This window comes from Rhodobacteraceae bacterium M385 (assembly GCA_025141835.1).
GTDB lineage: Bacteria > Pseudomonadota > Alphaproteobacteria > Rhodobacterales > Rhodobacteraceae > Gymnodinialimonas.
Map to the genome: position 1 here is coordinate 2,531,088 of CP081102.1, position 18,793 is coordinate 2,549,880.

The following is an 18,793-nucleotide window of genomic DNA, read 5'->3' on the forward strand; positions in this document are numbered from 1 at the left end:
TGTCCTTCCTGATGGTTTTTTATAGGTCCCTTGTCACGTTCAACGGCACTTCCAACCGATGCTCTTCAAGGTTTTGGGCCGGGTTTTTCCCGGTCCCAATCCGGTCGATGACAGCGAACATTCCGCTCCCCGAAAGGGGAGACAGGACGCCGTGCCACGTATTGCGGGCGATATTCACCGCCACGTCATTTTGCGCCACAAAGGCCTGCGGCACTCCGGGCTTGCCGCCCGCGTCAGGGGCCACGATCACCAGCAGCTCTGCGTCGGACATGGGGATAAAGCACTGTGAGCCTAAGGGGTGACGCTCTAGCAGGTCGCAGGCGTAAGGCAGGGTGCGCAGCTTGCTTTGGAACAAGCTCAGGCCCGGTTTGCCGTCGAGAACATCGATGTCGGCAAGGTCGGTGAAACGCTGGCACATGCCCTCGTTGATGGTTACCGCCTCGCCGGTCAAAGCGATGACCTGCCCAAAAGGCGCGAAAGCCTCGGCCGTGATGGGCTGTGCGATCAGGGTCACAGGTCCATCCTCGGGTGGCGGTTTACGTCTTTATACAACAAGTAGCGGAACCGCCCCGGCCCGCCCGCATAACAGGCCTGGGGGCAAAAGGCGCGGAGCCACATGAAATCGCCCGCCTCGACCTCTACCCAATCGGCGTTCAGGCGGTAGACAGCCTTGCCTTCCAGCACATAAAGCCCGTGCTCCATCACGTGGGTTTCGGCGAAAGGAATGCAGCCGCCGGGTTCAAACGTCACGATGGTCACATGCATGTCGTGGCGCAGGTCGGCGGGGTCCACGAAGCGCGTGGTGGCCCATGCGCCGTTAGTGTCGGGCATTACGTTGGGGGCGATGTCCGCCTCGTTCAGGAACAACGGTTCGGGCCGGTCGAGCCCGTCGACATCCTCGTAGCGTTTGCGGATCCAGTGAAAGCTGGCGTTGGCGTCACTCGTGTTGTGCAAGGTCCACCGCTGGCCTGCGGGCAGATAGGCATAGCCGCCTTCGGTCAGGGCGTGGCTGGCGCCGCCAATGGCGATCTCGACGGTGCCTTCGGTCACGAAGATCACGCTTTGCACCCGGTAATCGGGCTCGGGTGTTTCGCTGCCGCCGCCCGGTGCCACCTCCATGATGTATTGCGAGAATGTTTCGGCAAAGCCGGTCATCGGCCGGGCCAAAATCCACGCTCTCGTGCCGGTCCAAAACGGGAAGGACGAGGTGACGATATCCATCATCGTGCCCTTGGGGATCACCGCATAGGCATCGGTGAACACCGCGCGATCGGTCATCACCTGAGACTGGGGCGGGTGGCCACCTTTAGGGGCAAAGTAGCTGCGATTACTCATGAAAACATGTCTTTCAAACGATGAAGGGCGATCCGTTCGACTTGATAACAGGCCTGAGAGAACTCTTCTTCGCGGGTGTTGGTGAGGCGTTGGTTAAAGGCGTTAAGGATTGACGCCTTGTCATGGTCGCGCACCGCGATGATGAAGGGAAACCCGAACTGCGCCACGTAGCGCGCGTTCAGATCCGTGAAGGTGGCGCGCTCGGCATCGGTCAGTTGGTCCAGCCCGGCCCCCGCCTGCTCGGACGTGGACTCCGCCGTGAGCCGCTTGGCCTGCGCCAGCTTTCCGGCGAGGTCGGGGTGAGCGGTTAACACGCTTAACCTTTCAGCGTCGGAGGCTGTGCGGAAGATCCGCGCCAGAGCCGAATGCACGCCAATCGCTGAATCATGGGCGGGTCCAAGCTCTAACCCATGGGCGCGTTCGGCGATCCATTGGGAATGTTCAAAGATACCGCCGAAGGTTGTCGCGAAGGTCTCCGCGTTCATCTGGGACGGCGTCAATTTGGGCGCTGTGTAGGGATGCTCCGCCGCCCAATGGCGGGCGATATCAATGCGGCGCGGCACCCAGACGTCATCATGGGACGCCACATAATCAAGGAACCGCTGCAACGCCGCCGCGCGACCCGGACGGCCGATCAATCGGCAATGCAGGCCGACGCTCATCATCTTTGGCGCCCCCGCCTGCCCTTCGGCATAAAGCGTGTCGAAGGCATCCTTTAGGTAGTCGAAAAAGTGCTGGCCGGTGTTGAACCCCTGCGGCGTCGCGAAGCGCATATCATTGGCGTCCAGCGTGTAGGGAATGACCAGTTGCGGACGCTCGGCGCAGGTCGTCCAGTACGGCAGATCATCGGCGTAATCATCTGATATATAGTCGAAACTTCCATCTTCCGCGATCAGCCGCATGGTGTTGTCGGAACAGCGCCCGGTGTACCAGCCGCGCGGTGCCTCGCCCGTAACTTCAGCGTGGAGCGCCTTTGCCGCTTCCATATCCGCGCGCTCTTGCGCGGGCGACATATCTTTGTATTCGATCCATTTCAGCCCGTGGCTGGCGATCTCCCACCCGGCGTCTTGCATGGCGGCCACTTGCTCGGGCGCGCGGGCCAGCGCGGTGGCCACGCCATAGACGGTGACAGGCATTTTGGCGGCGGTGAACATGCGGTGGAGCCGCCAGAACCCGGCCCTTGCGCCGTATTCGTAGATTGATTCCATGTTCCAATGGCGCTGCCCGGGCCAGGCGCTCGCGCCGACAATCTCGGACAGAAATGCTTCAGAAGCCGCGTCCCCGTGGAGGATGTTATTCTCTCCACCCTCTTCATAATTCACGACAAATTGGACAGCGATCTTTGCGCCACCGGGCCAGTTTGCCTTGGGCGGCGTCGCGCCGTAGCCCGCCATATCACGACAATATCGTTCCAACGCACTCTCCTACATCTATCTTCGCATAAACCGTGGTTAAGATTTGGTCTTTCAAGAAATTCTTGAAAGTGTTTCTGTGCCTAGGGCGTTTCCAACCCCGATGCCTTGCCGCAAACATACGAAATCACCAATGAAGGAGCATCCCATGTCCGGCTATTTGACCACCCATGTCCTCGACACGGCGCGCGGCTGCCCGGCGGCTGGCATGAAGATCATACTTTACAAAGTCTCGGGCAATTCCCACCGGAAAATTCGCGAGGTCGTCACCAACAGCGATGGCCGCACCGATGGCCCGATCCTGCCCGCCGACACGTTTAAGACCGGCACATATGAGCTGGTTTTCTGCGCCGGTGACTACCTGCGAGCCACGGGCCAAGATGGTGAAGACCCCTTGTTTCTTGATGAAATCCCGATCCGCTTTGGCATGTCCGACGCAGACGCCCATTACCACGTGCCGCTTCTGGTCAGCCCGTTCAGCTATTCCACCTACCGCGGTAGTTAACGCCGTTAACCTTTGGCGGCCCCCTACCCCAGCGCGGCCTTCATCTTCTCGGACATGAAGTCCATGAAGAACCGGGACTTGGGGTCTTGGTTCTTTTTATGAGGATACAGCAGCACTAGCTGCGCATTGGGCGGCGGCGATTGCGGGCAGACCTGTACCAACGCGCCGCTATCCAGATGTTCCTGCACCTCAAACCGAGGCTTGTTCACGATCCCGCGCCCCTCCAACGCCCAATTTGTAAGCACATCGCCATCGTCACAGGCGAATGGGCCGGTCACGTCGAACCGTTGGAACCCGTCGGTGGTATAAAGCGACCAGCGAAATTCGGTCGAGCCGGGGAACCGTAGCAGCAAACAATCGTGCTTTTGGTTAATCAGGTCCGCTCCATCCGATGGCGTCCCGCGTCGCGCCACATAATCGGGCGACGCGCACAGCACCCGCTGCAAGGTCGCGATCGGCTTCATCATCAGGCCCGAGTCCGGCGGGTTGCCGATCACAAACGCCACGTCCAGCCCCTCTCCGGTCAGGTCCAGAGCACGGTCGGACAGTCGTAACCTTGTGTGCACTTCGGGGTATCTATCGCGGAACAGCGCCACGTTCGGGGCGACTAACCTGCGCCCAATCCCCAAAGGGGCCGACACGAAAATGGACCCGCGCGGATTAAGCGTAATTTCGTGAACGGCTGCCTCGGCTTCATCCAAAGCCTCCAGTACTTTCAATGCCTTAGGGTAGAAAATCCGCCCCTGCTCTGTCGGCTGAATGGACCTTGTGGTGCGGGTGAACAGACGGATTCCAAGGGATTTCTCCAGCTCTCCGATCCTGGACGACGCCACGGCAGCGGACACTTGCAGGTCGCGCGCGGCGGCGGACATGTTCTCCAACTCGAACACGCGGGTAAACATGCGGATGTTGTTGATATTCGCCATGGGGGCAGATTATCACGGGCGGGGGCGATTATCAGGTTTTTCTTGAAGCTGCTCGGGATAATCAGGAATTATCAGGTAACGCGGCCTTCGTGTACCCTCCGACCTTAAAGGGGAAGAACCATGTATGATCTCGCTGTTTTCGTTGATTGGGCCGCTTTCGCCGTCCGCTGGCTGCATGTCATCACCGCCATGGCGTGGATCGGCGCGTCGTTCTACTTTATCGCGCTGGACCTGATGCTGCGCGAAACCCCAGACATGCCCGAAGGCGCCACCGGCGAGGAATGGGAGGTCCACGGCGGCGGCTTCTACAACACTGTGAAATACAACGTCGCCCCCGCCCGCCTGCCCGAGCATCTGACTTGGCATAAATGGCAGAGCTATTGGACTTGGTTGTCAGGCGCGGCGCTTCTGGCAATCGTCTATTGGGGCGGCGCCGAGATGTTCCTGATCGACTATGACAAGTTGGAACTGTCGTCGTTCCAAGCCATTCTGATTTCCGCCGGCTCCCTCACAATCGGTTGGATACTATACGATTTCCTGTGCAAAAGCCCCCTTGGCAATCACCCAACCGCCCTGATGGGTTTGCTTTTCGTGATCCTGATCGCGATGGCTTGGGGCTATGATCAGGTCTTCACCGGGCGTGCCGCGCTGCTGCATCTGGGCGCATTCACCGCCACGATCATGACCGCAAACGTCTTCCTGATCATCATGCCGAACCAGCGCATTGTGGTGAAAGACCTGCAAGAAGGACGCAAGCCGGACGCCAAGTACGGCAAGATCGCCAAGCTGCGCTCTACCCATAATAACTACCTGACTTTGCCAGTTATTTTCCTGATGCTGTCAAACCATTACCCGCTGGCGTTCGGCACGGAATATGCGTGGGTTATCGCGTCCTTGGTGTTCCTGCTGGGGGTGTTGATCCGGCATTACTTCAACTCCATGCATGCAGGCAAAGGGCGCCCCCATTGGACGTGGGGTGTCTCGGCGGTGATCTTCGTGGTCATCATGTGGCTGTCGTCGATCCCGATGCATCAGGATTATGATTACGAAGCCGATGTAATCGTGCCCGCGCCTGTTCAATATGTTGTTGAAAACGCTCACTATGATGAGGTTCGCAACATTGTTATGGGGCGCTGTTCCATGTGTCACAGTGCCGAACCCGTATGGGACGGCATCCGGTGGGCACCGCGCGGGTTGCGATTGGACGACGACGCGCAAATCGCCCTGAACGCACGGCTCATTTACCTGCACGCCGGGCGCAGCCACGCGATGCCACCCGGCAACATTACCGGGATCACGGCTGAAGAACGCACCGAGATCGTGCGGTGGTACCAATCCCTTGACCGGGATGTCGCGGCGCTCGACTAACCCCCTCGCACCTTTGCCACAGGTTTACTAAGTTAGGGTTAACACCTGTGCAAAGGACGCCCTATGGCCCGCCGAATTGACCTGAATTCCGACCTCGGAGAGAGCTTTGGCCCATGGTCCATGGGGGACGATGCGACCATGTTGCGCATCGTAACTAGCGCCAATATCGCTTGCGGCGGCCATGCGAGCGACCCGGAAACCATGTTCCAAACCCTTGTTTCAGCTCGGGAAAACGGCGTCTCGATTGGGGCACACCCCGGGTATAATGACCGCGAAGGCTTTGGCCGTCGCGTCATCCCCATGGCCCCAGCCGAAATCAGCCGACTGGTCGCCGCACAAATCGGCGCCTTGCAGGGGGTGGCCGCGTTAGCCGGTGCACCAGTGAGCTATGTGAAGGCCCACGGCGCTTTGGCCAACCTCTCGGCTCGGGACCGCACGGTGGCCGACGCAATTGTCAGCGCCGTCGCTGCCATTGATCCCACCCTTCCCGTGCTCGCGATTTCCGGCACCCAGACCGAGCAAGCTGCCCGCGCCGCCGGACAGCCCGTATTCTCGGAAGTGTTCGCCGATCGCGGCTATCTCTCGACCGGAGAGCTCGTCCCCCGGGGCCAGAAAGGCGCGATGATCCACGACGCGGAATTTGCGGCGGACCGGTTGTTGGAACTGCTGGAGACCGGCCACATGCCGGTGATCGACGGCGCGCCCATTGCCCTGGATGCCCACTCCATCTGCGTCCATGGCGACAGTCCCGGCGCAGTGACGATGGCCTCGACCATCCGCACCCGGCTTGAGTCGCAAGGCATTGAAATCAAAAGCTTCCTGACCCCATGAAGGAAATACCAAGCTTCAGCCCCATCGGCGATAGCGGCCTGCTTGTGACCCTTTCGGAAGACGCAACGGATGCCGCGAACGACCGAGTGATCGCGCTAGACCATGCCATTGCCGCAGCAGGTATCGCCGGGGTGGCAGAGGTGATTCCGGCGCTCGTTAACCTTGCCGTGCGCTTTGATCCGATCATGACGGACCATGCCGCAATTGCCGCTGCGATCCGCGACCTGTTCCCCTTGCCCCCGACCTCTGATGCACCGACGCAAACCCACGTGATCCCGGTCTGTTACGACCCGGACCTTTGCCCAGATCTGACGGCCGTGGCCGAGGCCAAGGGCCTTTCCATCGACACGGTGATTGACGCCCACGCCTCCGCCCGTTTGCGGGTTTCGATGTACGGTTTCGCCCCAGGCTACGCATACCTTTCCGGCCTGCCTGCCGCCATCCACGTGCCACGAAAATCGACGGCGCTGCGCGACGTGCCCCAAGGCTCTGTCCTGATCGCCGGGGCGCAGAGCATCTTAACGCCGTTAACGATGCCAACCGGCTGGAACATCATTGGCCGCTCTCCGGTAGAAATCATCGAAAACGGCGCATTTCTGTTTGATGTGGGCGACACGGTGACCTTCACGCGCATCCCGCGGGCGGATTTGCCCGCCCGGCTGCAAGCATGAGTGTCGCGCGGTTCAAAGTGACCTTCGCTGGCCCGCTTGTGTCGTTCCAAGACGCTGGTCGCGCGGGGGCGATGCGCTTTGGCGTGCCCGCCTCCGGCCCAATGGATCGGTTCAGCTTCGCCGCCGCCCACGCCATGTTGGGGCAACCCACGGGCACCGCGATCGAGGTTTCATTGGGCGGGCTTGTGCTGGAATGCACCGACGGCGCGGTCACTTGCGCCGTTGCGGGCGGGGCGTTTGACATCGCCCAAACAGGCCCCGGCTGGCAGGCGCTGACCCTTCACGAAGGCGACACGTTAACCATTCGCGGCGGGGCATGGGGCAGTTGGTGCTATCTCGCCTTCGCCGGAAACATCGTTGCAGATGAATGGCTTGGGTCTAGTGCGACCCATACCATGTCGGGCCTTGGCGGTGGCAGTTTGCACACGGGCGATAGCTTTACAGTCCGCGACGCCGCCCTCCGTCCCAGCAAGGACGGGCCCTATCATTGCCCCGAAATCGCCCGGCCACTACCCGATCCGCGAGTGGTGATTGGCCCGCAGGATCACCATTTCGCCCCCGGCGCCGTGCGTGCGTTAACTACAACCCGCTACCAAATGACCGACGCTTTCGACCGGATGGGCGTGCGCCTGAACGGGGCTGCCCTCCCCCTCGGCAACGCTCTTTCCATCCCGTCCGAGCCGATCCTGCGCGGCGCAATTCAGGTGGCGGGCGATGGCGTGCCCGTTGTCTTGCTGGCCGACCACCAGACCACGGGTGGCTACCCGAAAATTGCCACCGTGCTGTCCGCCGACACAGACCGTCTTGCGCAAAACCGCGCGGGCGATGCGCTTCACTTCATTTCCGTCACCGCCGAAGACGCCATCTTGCTGGCGCGTGAAACGCACCGCGCCCGGCTGGCGGCGTTGGAAACACTCGCCGCGCCGCGCGCGTCGCTGCAACAGCGGCTTATGCAAGCCAACCTGATCAGCGGCGTGACCGACGCTTGAGCGCACGCTTCTGTCGCCAACGGACCAGAATTGGCCCCTTCGCTTCGACAGAGTTGCGAAAAGAACGGGAGAGCGGCCATGAAAACCCATGCTCAAGCAGTCGTCATCGGCGGCGGCGTCGTCGGATGTTCAATCCTCTACCACCTTGCCAAAGCGGGGTGGACCGATGTCGTCCTTCTGGAACGCGACGAGCTGACGTCGGGGTCAACCTGGCACGCAGCCGCAAACATTCATGGGCTGCACGACAGCACCAACATCTCTCGCCTCCAGCACTACACCATGAACCTTTACAAGGAGTTAGAGGAAGAGACAGGCCAATCCTGCGGTGTCTTTCAACCCGGCTCCCTCTACCTTGCGCAGACCCAAGACCGGGAACATCAACTGCGCCTGCAAGAGGCCAAAGCGCGGCGTTACGGCATGAATTTTCACGAGGTCAGCCGCGATGAGGCCGAGCGCCTACACCCTCTTGTCGATTATGACGGCATCCGGTGCATCATGTTTGAACCCGACGGCGGCAACGTGGACCCCTCGGGCGTGACCAATGCCTACGCCCTTGGCGCACGGCAACGGGGCGCCGAAATCATCCGTTTTTGTCCCGTCACCGGCACCGAACCGCAACCCGATGGCACATGGATCGTCCGCACCAAAAAGGGAGATATTCGCACCCCTTGGGTGGTTAACGCAGCCGGACTTTGGGCCCGTGAGGTAGCCGCGATGGCGGGCGTAGATCTGCCCCTGATCCCGACCGAACACCAGTATTTCGTGACCGAAACCATCGCCGATATCGCCGCACTGGACCGTCGCCTTCCCTCCGTCGCCGACCGCGACGGGGAATATTACCTCCGCCAAGAGGGGCAAGGCCTGCTGGTTGGTGCTTACGAGAAAGACATGCGTTTCTGGGCCGAAGATGGCACGCCCCAAGGCTTTGGCCACGAACTGTTCGCCGACGATCTGGACCGGATTGAACCTAACATGATGCGCGCCATCGACCGTGTTCCCGCCGTCGGCATGGCCGGGATCAAACGGGTGATTAACGGCCCGATGATCTGGTCGCCTGATGCCAGCGCTCTGTTCGGGCCGGTGCCCGAACTCACCGGCTATTTCTGTTGTTGCGGTATCATTCCGGGCTTCTCGCAAAACGGCGGATTGGGGCGATTGGCGGCCGAATGGATGGTCGAGGGCGAGCCGTCGCTAGACCTATTCGGCTGGGATCTGGCGCGCTACGGCCATTGGGCGGGCAAGGATTTCACCAAGGCGCGGGTGGAGGACCAATACGCCAACCGCTTCAAAATCCACTTTCCGGGCGAAGAACGCGCTGCCGGACGGCCCGTCCGAAAGCGTCCGGTTCACGACATGCAGCAAAGACTTGGCGCTAAGTTTGGCTTGAATTACGGCTGGGAACACCCCGCATTCTTTGATAAATCCGTTGAAGACAGCGCGGGTTACGCGCGCCAGCCCTGGTGGGATGCCGAGGGGCGCGAGGCCCTGATGCTACGTGAATATGTGGGCGTCATCGACATCTCCAACTTCGCCAAATATCGCGTATCGGGGCCGGGTGCAGAGGATTGGCTGAACGCGCTTTTCCCCAATAAAATGCCCCGCGTTGTCGGTCGGTCCTGCCTGACGCCGCTAATCGGTAAGCGCGGCGGCGTGGCGGGGGATTTCACCGTGACGAAACTGGCGGAGGACACGTTCTGGGTGCTCGGTGGGGGTGCGGCGGAACGCTATCACTTGCGGTACTTTAACCAAATTCCCCTACCCCAAGACACCACGTTCGAAAGCCTGACCGAAGCCACCTGCGGCTTCAACGTCGCCGGACCTAGCGCGCGTAAGCTATTGGGAAGGCTCACCAATGCAGACCTAACTAACGACGCATTCCCGTTTTTCCGCTCTGCCACGATCACCGTCGCCGGCGTGGAATGTGTGGCGATCCGCGTGTCGTTCACTGGCGATCTCGGGTGGGAATTGCACTGCGCCGAGGCGGACCAAATCACCCTTTACACCGCCCTTCTGGACGCCGCCGCCGATATGGGCGCAGGCCCCGTGGGCAGCCGCGCCCTGATGTCACTGCGGTTGGAAAAGGGCTATGGATCATGGGGCCGCGACTACTCCCCCGAATACTGGCCGCAGGAATCCGGTCTTGATGGCCTCATCAAAGGTGACAAAGATTTTCTGAACAAAGACAGCTGGTTGAAGATCGCCGCCCATGCCCCGCGTGAGACTATGCACCTGCTCTCGATCGAGGCGACCACCGCCGATGCCTCGGGTGCCGAGCCCGTGTTTTTGCCCGATGGGACCCCCATTGGACAGGTCTCTTCGGGTGGGTATGGCTATAGCGTCGGGCAATCCTTGGCGCTGGCCTACCTCAAAACCGGAAGCGTCGAGGCCGGGGACACGGTGCATGTTGCCATCCTCGGCCAGCCCCACAAAGCCCGTGTCTTGGCGGAGCCGCCCTTCGATCCCTTGGGCCAGCGCCTGCGCGACGCTTAAAAGGTTAACGCTCTCCCGAGTAACCCCGTGACGCGCCGCCCCTTTTCGCCCTATACTGACGGAAAATAACCAGCCGAGCAGCGGGACACTTCCATGGCGCGTAACGCGACCCCTTTCAACGTGATGATCGTTGGCCAAAATGGCCGCCTACAGTATGAAGCCGTGCTTTTTGCGGCGTCCTTTCGGGCCGCGAACCCCGATTTTCCCGGCAAGCTTCTCGTCGCCGAACCCCAACCCGGCCCTCGGTGGTCCAAAGATCCGCGCATGGGCGACAACGCCGTTCGCAATGCTTTAGCCGAGCTTGGCGCAGAGATTATTCCGTTCGAGAACAATCATTTCGGCGAAGCCTATCCCTATGGCAACAAGATTGAGGCGCTTAAGGCTCTGCCCAAGGGTGAGCCTTTCGTTTTCTTTGACACCGATACGTTGATCTTGGGCGATCTGACCGACGTGCCCTTCGATTTCTCCAAACCCACCGCCTCGCGCCGGGTTGAGGGGACTTGGCCCCAAATCGAGCTTTATGGCCCCGGCTATACGCAAACGTGGAAATCGCTTTATGACATGTTCGGGCTGGATTTCGCCTCCTCCCTCGACACGTCGCACCCCGATGAGTATTGGCGCCGCTACCTCTACTTCAACGCGGGGTTCTTCTACTATAAGTGCCCCCATGAATTTGGCGACCGCTTCACCGAATACGCCACCCAAATCCGCCATAACGCTCCCGCCGAACTGGTCTGTCAGACCCTCGATCCATGGCTCGACCAAGTGGCTCTGCCCCTCGTGATCCACTCCTTCGGCGGTGGCCGCGACGCCTTGGAACCCGGCTGGCTCGACGGAAAAACCTCCTGCCATTACAGGGTGTTGCCCCTTCTTTATGCCCGCGAAAGCCAGAAAGTGGTGGACACGTTAGAGGAAGTGGCAGCCCCCAATAAAATCAAAAAGGTGCTCAAGACCTACGAGCCGATGCGCCGGATGATTTTCCAAGGCAAAGGGGCGAAAGCGCGGGCATTGTTTGATCGGGCCAACCTTCCCCGGCGGGAACAGCAGATCAGAAACACCCTCAAGCGTGAAAAGCTTTGGCTGCGATAACCTAACCGCTGGGCCCTCAATCCGGGCTCAGCTCTCCTCACACGCCATAAAAGAAACCCCCGCCCAAATTGGGCGGGGGCAATTCTTAAGAAATGTCTTTGGGATCAGCTCGCCGAGGCGGGCTCTTCCTTGGAGCGTTCCGCGTAGATCATCAAAGGCTGCGTGTCCGAGGTCACCGCTTCTTCGTTTACCACAACCTCTTCAACCCCTTCGGAACCGGGCATCTCGAACATGGTTTCCAGCAGGATATCCTCCATGATCGACCGCAGGCCCCGCGCGCCGGTTTTGCGAGCGATTGCGCGTTTGGCGATCGCGCTCATGGCGTCATCGGTGAAAGTCAGCTTCACATCTTCCAGCTCGAACAGGCGCTGATACTGTTTTACCAGTGCGTTTTTCGGACCGGTCAGGATCGTAACCAGGGCGTCCTCGTCCAGGTCTTCCAGCGTCGCAATGACGGGCAGACGACCCACAAATTCAGGGATCAAACCGAATTTCAGCAGATCTTCAGGCTCCAGATCTTTGAAGTATTCACCCACGGATTTTGCTTCAGGGTCACGCACATCGGCTCCAAAGCCCATGGCAGAGCCCTTACCGCGCTGCGCGATAATCTTGTCGAGCCCGGCAAATGCGCCACCACAGATGAACAGGATGTTCGTCGTGTCCACTTGCAGGAATTCCTGCTGCGGATGCTTGCGACCACCTTGCGGCGGCACGGATGCGACGGTGCCTTCCATGATCTTCAGAAGCGCCTGCTGCACCCCTTCGCCCGACACGTCGCGGGTGATGGAGGGGTTGTCGGACTTGCGCGTAATTTTATCGACTTCGTCAATATAAACGATGCCGCGTTGCGCACGCTCCACGTTATATTCTGAGGCCTGCAAGAGCTTGAGGATGATATTCTCCACATCCTCGCCCACGTAGCCCGCCTCAGTCAGGGTAGTGGCGTCGGCCATGGTGAACGGCACATCCAGAATCCGCGCCAGCGTTTGTGCCAACAGCGTCTTGCCGCACCCCGTGGGGCCGATCAGCATGATGTTAGATTTCGCCAATTCGATATCGGATTTATCCGTATGATTCAGACGCTTGTAGTGGTTATGCACAGCCACCGAGAGCACCCGCTTGGCATGAGCCTGACCGATCACATAATCGTCCAGAACGCCGCAAATCTCTTTCGGGGACGGTACGCCATCGTCGCTTTTCAGCCCGGCGCTTTTGGTCTCTTCTCGGATGATGTCCATGCACAGTTCGACGCATTCATCGCAGATGAATACAGTCGGGCCCGCAATCAACTTGCGAACCTCGTGCTGGCTTTTGCCACAGAACGAGCAATAAAGCGTGTTCTTGGAATCGTTGCCGGAATTACTTGCCATATCGTTCACCTTACCCGGGCCCTCACACGGCTGGATCGCCGCGAAACACCAGTCATCTTACCGGATTTTGGCCAGCCTAGAACAGCCCCGCCCCGGTCACAATCGCAAATTCCGATGCGGCCAAGTGCTGGCCCCTTCATGCAACAGGGCCCGAAGGCCCTGCGCAAAAGTCACAAGTGCCTAGCGGCCTTAATCTGCGTCGCTGCCGCCGCGTGTGGCGACGATTTCGTCCACATGGCCCCATTCTTTGGCCTCTTCTGGGGTCATCCACAAATCGCGGTCCAATGCCTTTTGAACCGTCTCGTAGTCTTGACCAGAATGGTTAACATACAGTTGATACAGGCGCTCCCGAGTCCGCTCAATATGGCGCGCGGAGATCAGGATGTCCGAGGCCATGCCGCGCGACCCGCCAGAGGGCTGGTGCACCATGATTTCAGCGTTGGGCAGCGCGAACCGCATCCCCTTCTCGCCGCCAATCGCAATCGCCGACCCCATCGAGGCCGCCATGCCGCAGATCAGCGTCGACACCTTGGGCTTGATATACTGCATCGTGTCGTAGATCGACATGCCGGCCGTCACTTCACCACCGGGCGAGTTGATATACATCGAAATTTCTTTCGAGGGGTTTTCCGCCTCAAGATGCAGCAACTGGGCCACGATCAGGTGGCTCATGCCGGAGTGGATCGGGCCGTTCACAAACACGATCCGCTCCTTCAGGAGGCGCGAGAAAATGTCATAGGCCCGCTCGCCGCGGCTGGTTTGTTCAACCACCATCGGGACCAGGTTATTTTGGAAATATTCCACGGGGTCGTGCATTGCGCCTGCCTCATCAGATGTTCTGTTCTGCAAGAGTCTATGTCTGGCGTTTCAGGGCTGCAAGGGCACCATCGGTTGAATTCGCGTGTCTTCGGCAATCCTTTGGTAATTTTCGCCGGTTTTCTTACCGAAGGCTTGGGTAATAATGAAGTTCGCCCAACGGAACTACCCGACACCTGAAAATCCGAAAAGCAACAGACCTGCGGGGATAACCTTGCAATCATCTGGGGATAAGTATTGCAAAAATGAAAGTCCTGCTCTGAAACCAACATCAGAAACCGGAAGAAACAGCGGGGCACCTCTGTAAACGGTGCCCCGGTTAATTAAAGCAGGCGCTCGCGGGCCGCTTTGTACTCTCGCTCCAACCGCGCCACCAATTCGCGCGCCGGACCGACGGACTTCACCGCTCCGATCCCTTGGCCTGCGCCCCATACTTGGCTCCACGCCTTGGGTTTCGACGCGCCGTCCGCGAAATTCATGGAGCTGACATCGGCCTTTTCCAAAGCATCCGGGTCCATGCCTGCGGCGGTGATCGACGGCTTTAAGTAGTTCCCAGAAACGCCCGTAAACAAAGAGGAAAGCACAATATCCTCGGCGCCTGAGTCCGCGATCATCTGCTTGTAGGCGGGGGCGGCGTGGGCCTCATCCGTCGCGATGAACGGAGATCCGATGTAGGCCAGATCCGCCCCCATCGCCTGCGCGGCCAGCACCGCGTCGCCCGTTGCGATTGATCCGCTCAGCAGTAGCGGCCCCTCAAACCATTCGCGGATTTCCTGGATCAGCGCAAACGGCGACTGTTGGCCCGCGTGTCCGCCGGCCCCTGCGGCGACTGCAATCAACCCGTCCGCACCCTTCGAGATCGCCTTTTTCGCGAAGGTGTTGTTAATCACGTCATGCAACGCGATGCCGCCGCAGGAATGAGCGGCATCGTTAACCTCTTCCCGCGCGCCGAGGGAGGTGATCCAGATCGGCACATTCCAGCGGGCGCAGATCTCTAGGTCGCGCTCTAGTCGCGCGTTGGATCGGTGCACGATCTGGTTGACCGCATAGGGCGCGGCGGGGGTGTCGGGGTTAGCTTGGTTCCACGCGTCCAACGCCTCGGTGATCTGCTTCAACCACGCTTCCAGCGCAATCGGGTCGCCGTCTTTTTCCCGCGCGTTCAGCGCCGGGAAAGAGCCCACAATACCCGCGCAACACTGGGCGATGACCAGCTCGGGGCTGGATACGATGAACAGGGGGCTGCCCACGACAGGCAGTCGCAACCCTTTAAAAACGCTTGGTAATTCTCTTGTATTTGGCATGTCGCCCTCCCTTGCCCGTGACGCTATCGCGCCGCCTGTGGATCGGCAAGAAGGACGCACCGTCACATTGCGCCGCGCGTGCCCCTTCGCAGCGTTTCGCTTGACCTTGATCAAAGCGTTCCCACCTTTTTTGTGTCACCTTTCCCCAACCCCAGCAGACAGGAGACCCCGATGACCCAATCCCATTTCACCGTTGATCGCACAGGCCCGAATTCCCTGAAGATCACTATGGCGGGCGCATTTGATTCCGTGGCGATGGAGGCGGCTTTGCAGGCGCTCCCCCTTGAGATGGAGGGGATGGCCCATGGCGATTTGTTAATGATTGACCAAGGGGCGGAATGGCCGTCGATCGGGGCGATTGGGGTTGAACTGCGCCACTGGCCGCAAATGATTAACGTGCTTCATCAAATCGATCGCGCCGCCTTTGTCAGCCACAACCAGTTTTTCCGAGCCGCCGCGACAGTCGAATCCGCGCTGCTGCCGGGGTTGGAGATCAAGAACTTCGACGATGAAGTCAGCGCGACCGCTTGGTTGGCCGACCAGCGCACCGCCTAAGGCGCGGCGATCGGCTCTTCAGAAACCGCTTCAGTTTCCGGCGCGGGCAATGCCAAAGCCTCATCGGCGAATTGCTCGGGCATTTCGGGCAAGATGTGGCCCGTTGCCGGATCAATCGTGACGCGTGGCTTGTGGGCAAGCGTATCAATCGTGGCGTTCATTTCTTCGATCAGACGCTCAAAACGCGCCCGGTCGCTCTCGATCACCACCTGAGATCCGTTTTTCTTGCCACCAAAGAGGAATTTCAACATCGGGTCGCCCTTACGTTGTCCTGTAATACGCGCCTTAATCTAGACCATGCGGCAGCGCAGCATAGGGGGAGAATTCATCGAAACGCGTCCAAAGCAGCGCTTGGCAAGCGGGTGGCAAAGGGGCAAAACGGGGGACGTGGCCCGTCTGGGTCATGGCTCACGAAAGGGACTGCCCCCATGCGGATCGCGACATTCAACATTAACGGCGTTAAGGCTCGCATCAACGCCCTGGGCGATTGGCTGGATGAAGCAAAGCCCGACGTGGCCCTGCTGCAAGAGATCAAATCCGTGGACGAGGGCTTTCCAAGGGATCTGTTTGAGGACCGCGGCTATGCCGTTGAAACTCATGGACAAAAGGGCTTCAACGGGGTCGCTATCCTATCCAAACTGCCGCTCGAAGATGTCAGTCGTGGCCTTCCCGGTGACGATGAAGATGAACAGGCCCGCTGGATCGAGGCGACGGTGATCGGCGACAATGAGGCGGTGCGTGTCTGCGGCCTCTATCTGCCCAACGGCAACCCGGTGCCCGGCCCTAAGTACGACTACAAACTGGCCTGGATGGCGCGGATGCACGCCCACGCGCAGCGCCTTCTTGCGAATGAAATGCCGGTGGTGATGGCGGGCGATTACAACATCATCCCCCAAGATGAAGATGCCGCCCGCCCCGAGGTTTGGCACGAAGATGCCCTTGCCCGCCCAGAAAGCCGTGCCGCCTTCCGCCGTCTTCTAAACCTTGGATTTACCGAGGCTTTTCGCGCCTGCAACCAAGCGCCGGGGATGTACTCGTTCTGGGATTATCAGGCGGGCGCGTGGAACCGGGACGACGGCATTCGCATCGACCATCACTTGCTAAGCTCCGAGGCTGCGGATCTGTTACTGGATTGCTGGATCGAAAAGGACGTGCGGGGCCGTGAAAAGCCGTCGGACCACGTCCCCGTCTGGATTGAGCTGGCCGCCTGATAGCACAGCGCCGCCGCAAGAGGTTAATCACGTTAACCTTACGACCCTTTGCCCAATTACCCCCCCCTGCGAACTGGACAAGTCGCGTGGGGCGTCAATAGTGTTCCCGGACGGCAACGACCGTTACCCGACTTCAAAACCACAACCGGGAGACTAAAATGACCAACCGATTTATCGCGCTAGGCGCGGCTTTGCTGGCGACAACCGCCATCACCGCCACCTCGCTTTCCGCTGAAACCCTGCGCTGGACCCGCGCGTCCGAGGCGCTGACCCTGGACCCTCACAGCCAGAACGAGGGGCCGACAACGACCCTCATGCACCAAATCTATAATCCGCTCGTTGCCCGCAACATGGCGGGCGAGATGGAGGCCGCCTTGGCCACCGAATGGGCCCCCAGCGAGGATAACCCCAGCATCTGGGTGTTTCAGATCCGCGAAGGCGTGACATTCCACGGCGGCGAAAGCTTTGACGCCTCCGACGTTGTGTTCAGCCTCAATCGGGCGATGCAGGAATCGTCGAACTTCAAGGAACTGCTCTCGGGCGTTGTGGACGTTCGCGCGACCGGTGACTTTACTGTCGAGATCGAAACCGAGGGTCCCAACCCGCTTTTGCCTAACAACCTTACCAACATCATGATGATGGATGAGGGCTGGTCGGTCGAGAACGGCGCCGAGAACGTCCAAGATTACGCGGCGGGCGAAGACACTTTCGCGGCCCGCAACGTGAACGGCACCGGACCCTACATCTTGCAAAGTCGCGAGGCGGACGTGCAGACGGTGCTGACCCAGAACCCCGAATACTGGGGCATGGATCTGTTCCCGATGGACGTGACCGAGATCATTTTCACCCCGATCCAGAACCCCGCCACCCGTCTGGCCGCCTTCTTGGGCGGTGAAGTGGACTTCGTCCAAGACGTGCCTGTGCAGGACTTGGAGCGTGTGGAAGCCGCCGACGGCATCGGCCTTGGCACCGGCCCGCAGAACCGCAACATCTTCTTCGGCCTCAACGTCGGTGCAGATGATCTGGAGCGCGACGATGTGGAGGGCGCAAACCCGCTGGCCGATCCGCGTGTGCGTGAAGCGATGAACATCGCCATTAACCGTGACGCGATCATGCAGGTCGTGATGCGGGGCCAGTCTGATCCTACCGGCGCGATGTTGCCCCCTCCGGTCAACGGCTGGACCGAAGACCTGGAAGCCTATCCCGCCTACGACGTGGATGCGGCGCGCGCGCTGATGGAAGAAGCGGGCTACGGAGACGGTTTCTCGATCCAGCTTGATTGCCCCAATGATCGCTACGTGAACGACGAGTCAATCTGTCAGGCGGCTGTGGGCATGTTCGCCCAAATCGGCATCACCGTTAACCTTTCTGCCCTGCCCCGCGCCCAGCACTTCCCGCTGATCGCGAATGGCGAGACAGACCTTTATATGTTGGGTTGGGGCGTGCCGACGTATGATTCTGAGTACGTCTTCAACTTCCTCTATCACACCCGCACCGACGGTCGTGGCAGCTGGAACGGTACCGGCTTCTCGAACCCTGCGATGGACGAGATGATCGTTTCCCTGTCGTCCGAGACAGATCTTGAGGCACGCGATCAAACCATCGCCGACCTCTGGACCATGGCTTCGGCCGAGTTGATCTACCTGCCGATCCACCACCAGGTTCTGAACTGGGGCATCTCGGATGCGTGGTCCACGCTGGTAGATGCCGACGATCAGGTGAAGTTCCAGTATTTCGAGCTGAACTAAGCCCCACGAAAAAAGGCGTTAACGCCTTTAACCATTGGCCTGCCCGGAAGCGCGATCTTTCGGGCAGGCTTTTTTACGCCGGCCCGCCCCCCGTTTGACAAAGATCAAAGCAGCCGGGGCGCATGTCTGGCAGTGTCATAGGCGCAATCCCGCGTGACCTATTCGAAAGGACCGCC

18 protein-coding genes are annotated in these 18,793 nt (G+C 59.9%); 10 read left to right on the forward strand and 8 right to left on the reverse strand.

The window, feature by feature from the left end; all coding sequences use genetic code 11:
- Positions 1-19: 19 nt before the first annotated feature.
- Genes K3728_12325 through puuE form a run of 3 tightly spaced genes read right to left on the reverse strand, consistent with a single transcriptional unit; the run spans position 20 to position 2,750 of the window.
- Positions 20-514: an ureidoglycolate lyase gene (locus K3728_12325; protein ID UWQ94498.1), complete on the reverse strand. Its 495-nt coding sequence runs from the start codon at positions 512-514 to the stop codon at positions 20-22.
- Positions 511-1,335 carry a (S)-ureidoglycine aminohydrolase gene (locus tag K3728_12330; protein UWQ94499.1) on the reverse strand — a complete coding sequence of 275 codons (825 nt, stop codon included), beginning with the start codon at positions 1,333-1,335 and terminating at the stop codon, positions 511-513. Before K3728_12330 ends, K3728_12325 begins: the two co-directional genes overlap by 4 nt.
- A complete protein-coding gene (puuE, locus tag K3728_12335; GenBank protein UWQ94500.1) occupies positions 1,332-2,750 on the reverse strand; it encodes an allantoinase PuuE in 1,419 nt (472 codons plus the stop codon). The genes K3728_12330 and puuE overlap by 4 nt, the downstream gene beginning before the upstream one ends.
- Positions 2,751-2,895: 145 nt before the next feature.
- Here puuE and uraH point away from each other — a divergent pair, with 145 nt between their 5' ends.
- Complete coding sequence (uraH, locus tag K3728_12340; GenBank protein ID UWQ94501.1) at positions 2,896-3,252, forward strand: hydroxyisourate hydrolase; 357 nt, start codon at positions 2,896-2,898, stop codon at positions 3,250-3,252.
- Between the two features lie 23 nt (positions 3,253-3,275).
- Here uraH and K3728_12345 read toward each other — a convergent pair whose 3' ends face one another.
- Positions 3,276-4,178, reverse strand: a complete 903-nt coding sequence (locus K3728_12345; protein ID UWQ94502.1) for a LysR family transcriptional regulator — start codon at positions 4,176-4,178, stop codon at positions 3,276-3,278.
- 120 nt (positions 4,179-4,298) lie between these two features.
- Here K3728_12345 and K3728_12350 point away from each other — a divergent pair, with 120 nt between their 5' ends.
- From K3728_12350 to K3728_12375, 6 genes are all read left to right on the forward strand, one after another.
- Positions 4,299-5,546: a urate hydroxylase PuuD gene (locus K3728_12350; GenBank protein ID UWQ94503.1), complete on the forward strand. Its 1,248-nt coding sequence runs from the start codon at positions 4,299-4,301 to the stop codon at positions 5,544-5,546.
- A 63-nt stretch (positions 5,547-5,609) separates the two neighbouring features.
- The gene (locus K3728_12355; protein UWQ94504.1) at positions 5,610-6,377 is read left to right on the forward strand and encodes a LamB/YcsF family protein; all 768 of its coding nucleotides are present in this window, start codon (positions 5,610-5,612) and stop codon (positions 6,375-6,377) included.
- On the forward strand, positions 6,374-7,048 hold the full coding sequence (locus K3728_12360) for an allophanate hydrolase subunit 1 (protein UWQ94505.1): 675 nt from the start codon (positions 6,374-6,376) through the stop codon (positions 7,046-7,048). Before K3728_12355 ends, K3728_12360 begins: the two co-directional genes overlap by 4 nt.
- Positions 7,045-8,037, forward strand: coding sequence for a biotin-dependent carboxyltransferase family protein (locus K3728_12365; GenBank protein ID UWQ94506.1), 993 nt, complete (start codon positions 7,045-7,047; stop codon positions 8,035-8,037). The genes K3728_12360 and K3728_12365 overlap by 4 nt, the downstream gene beginning before the upstream one ends.
- Positions 8,038-8,115: 78 nt before the next feature.
- Entirely contained in the window at positions 8,116-10,527 is a 2,412-nt protein-coding gene (locus K3728_12370; protein ID UWQ94507.1) for an FAD-dependent oxidoreductase, read from the forward strand.
- A gap of 93 nt (positions 10,528-10,620) precedes the next feature.
- Positions 10,621-11,616, forward strand: coding sequence for a hypothetical protein (locus K3728_12375; GenBank protein UWQ94508.1), 996 nt, complete (start codon positions 10,621-10,623; stop codon positions 11,614-11,616).
- 104 nt (positions 11,617-11,720) lie between these two features.
- On the opposite strand, the gene clpX is transcribed toward K3728_12375, so the two are convergent.
- From clpX to K3728_12390, 3 genes are all read right to left on the reverse strand, one after another.
- Positions 11,721-12,986 carry an ATP-dependent Clp protease ATP-binding subunit ClpX gene (clpX, locus tag K3728_12380; protein ID UWQ94509.1) on the reverse strand — a complete coding sequence of 422 codons (1,266 nt, stop codon included), beginning with the start codon at positions 12,984-12,986 and terminating at the stop codon, positions 11,721-11,723.
- A gap of 189 nt (positions 12,987-13,175) precedes the next feature.
- On the reverse strand, positions 13,176-13,802 hold the full coding sequence (locus tag K3728_12385; GenBank protein ID UWQ94510.1) for an ATP-dependent Clp protease proteolytic subunit: 627 nt from the start codon (positions 13,800-13,802) through the stop codon (positions 13,176-13,178).
- Positions 13,803-14,125: 323 nt separating this feature from the next.
- On the reverse strand, positions 14,126-15,103 hold the full coding sequence (locus K3728_12390) for a nitronate monooxygenase family protein (protein ID UWQ94511.1): 978 nt from the start codon (positions 15,101-15,103) through the stop codon (positions 14,126-14,128).
- 171 nt (positions 15,104-15,274) lie between these two features.
- On the opposite strand from K3728_12390, the gene K3728_12395 reads away from it, so the two are divergent.
- Positions 15,275-15,658 (forward strand): STAS/SEC14 domain-containing protein, encoded by a 384-nt coding sequence (locus K3728_12395; protein ID UWQ94512.1) that lies wholly within the window; start codon positions 15,275-15,277, stop codon positions 15,656-15,658.
- On the opposite strand, the gene K3728_12400 is transcribed toward K3728_12395, so the two are convergent.
- A complete protein-coding gene (locus K3728_12400) occupies positions 15,655-15,909 on the reverse strand; it encodes a hypothetical protein (protein ID UWQ94513.1) in 255 nt (84 codons plus the stop codon). The two genes, K3728_12395 and K3728_12400, sit on opposite strands and share 4 nt — an antisense overlap.
- Positions 15,910-16,086: 177 nt before the next feature.
- On the opposite strand from K3728_12400, the gene xth reads away from it, so the two are divergent.
- On the forward strand, positions 16,087-16,869 hold the full coding sequence (gene xth / locus K3728_12405) for an exodeoxyribonuclease III (protein UWQ94514.1): 783 nt from the start codon (positions 16,087-16,089) through the stop codon (positions 16,867-16,869).
- 158 nt (positions 16,870-17,027) lie between these two features.
- On the forward strand, positions 17,028-18,617 hold the full coding sequence (locus tag K3728_12410) for an ABC transporter substrate-binding protein (GenBank protein ID UWQ94515.1): 1,590 nt from the start codon (positions 17,028-17,030) through the stop codon (positions 18,615-18,617).
- Positions 18,618-18,793: the final 176 nt, after the last annotated feature.

Bases quoted from the DNA above. Each gene is read 5' to 3' on its own strand.
- K3728_12330 (UWQ94499.1), bottom strand. From the start codon at position 1,335: ATGAGTAATCGCAGCTACTTTGCCCCTAAAGGTGGCCACCCGCCCCAG.
- uraH (UWQ94501.1), top strand. From the start codon at position 2,896: ATGTCCGGCTATTTGACCACCCATGTCCTCGACACGGCGCGCGGCTGC.
- K3728_12345 (UWQ94502.1), bottom strand. From the start codon at position 4,178: ATGGCGAATATCAACAACATCCGCATGTTTACCCGCGTGTTCGAGTTG.
- K3728_12350 (UWQ94503.1), top strand. From the start codon at position 4,299: ATGTATGATCTCGCTGTTTTCGTTGATTGGGCCGCTTTCGCCGTCCGC.
- K3728_12355 (UWQ94504.1), top strand. From the start codon at position 5,610: ATGGCCCGCCGAATTGACCTGAATTCCGACCTCGGAGAGAGCTTTGGC.
- K3728_12360 (UWQ94505.1), top strand. From the start codon at position 6,374: ATGAAGGAAATACCAAGCTTCAGCCCCATCGGCGATAGCGGCCTGCTT.
- K3728_12365 (UWQ94506.1), top strand. From the start codon at position 7,045: ATGAGTGTCGCGCGGTTCAAAGTGACCTTCGCTGGCCCGCTTGTGTCG.
- K3728_12370 (UWQ94507.1), top strand. From the start codon at position 8,116: ATGAAAACCCATGCTCAAGCAGTCGTCATCGGCGGCGGCGTCGTCGGA.
- K3728_12375 (UWQ94508.1), top strand. From the start codon at position 10,621: ATGGCGCGTAACGCGACCCCTTTCAACGTGATGATCGTTGGCCAAAAT.
- clpX (UWQ94509.1), bottom strand. From the start codon at position 12,986: ATGGCAAGTAATTCCGGCAACGATTCCAAGAACACGCTTTATTGCTCG.
- K3728_12385 (UWQ94510.1), bottom strand. From the start codon at position 13,802: ATGCACGACCCCGTGGAATATTTCCAAAATAACCTGGTCCCGATGGTG.
- K3728_12390 (UWQ94511.1), bottom strand. From the start codon at position 15,103: ATGCCAAATACAAGAGAATTACCAAGCGTTTTTAAAGGGTTGCGACTG.
- K3728_12395 (UWQ94512.1), top strand. From the start codon at position 15,275: ATGACCCAATCCCATTTCACCGTTGATCGCACAGGCCCGAATTCCCTG.
- K3728_12400 (UWQ94513.1), bottom strand. From the start codon at position 15,909: ATGTTGAAATTCCTCTTTGGTGGCAAGAAAAACGGATCTCAGGTGGTG.
- xth (UWQ94514.1), top strand. From the start codon at position 16,087: ATGCGGATCGCGACATTCAACATTAACGGCGTTAAGGCTCGCATCAAC.
- K3728_12410 (UWQ94515.1), top strand. From the start codon at position 17,028: ATGACCAACCGATTTATCGCGCTAGGCGCGGCTTTGCTGGCGACAACC.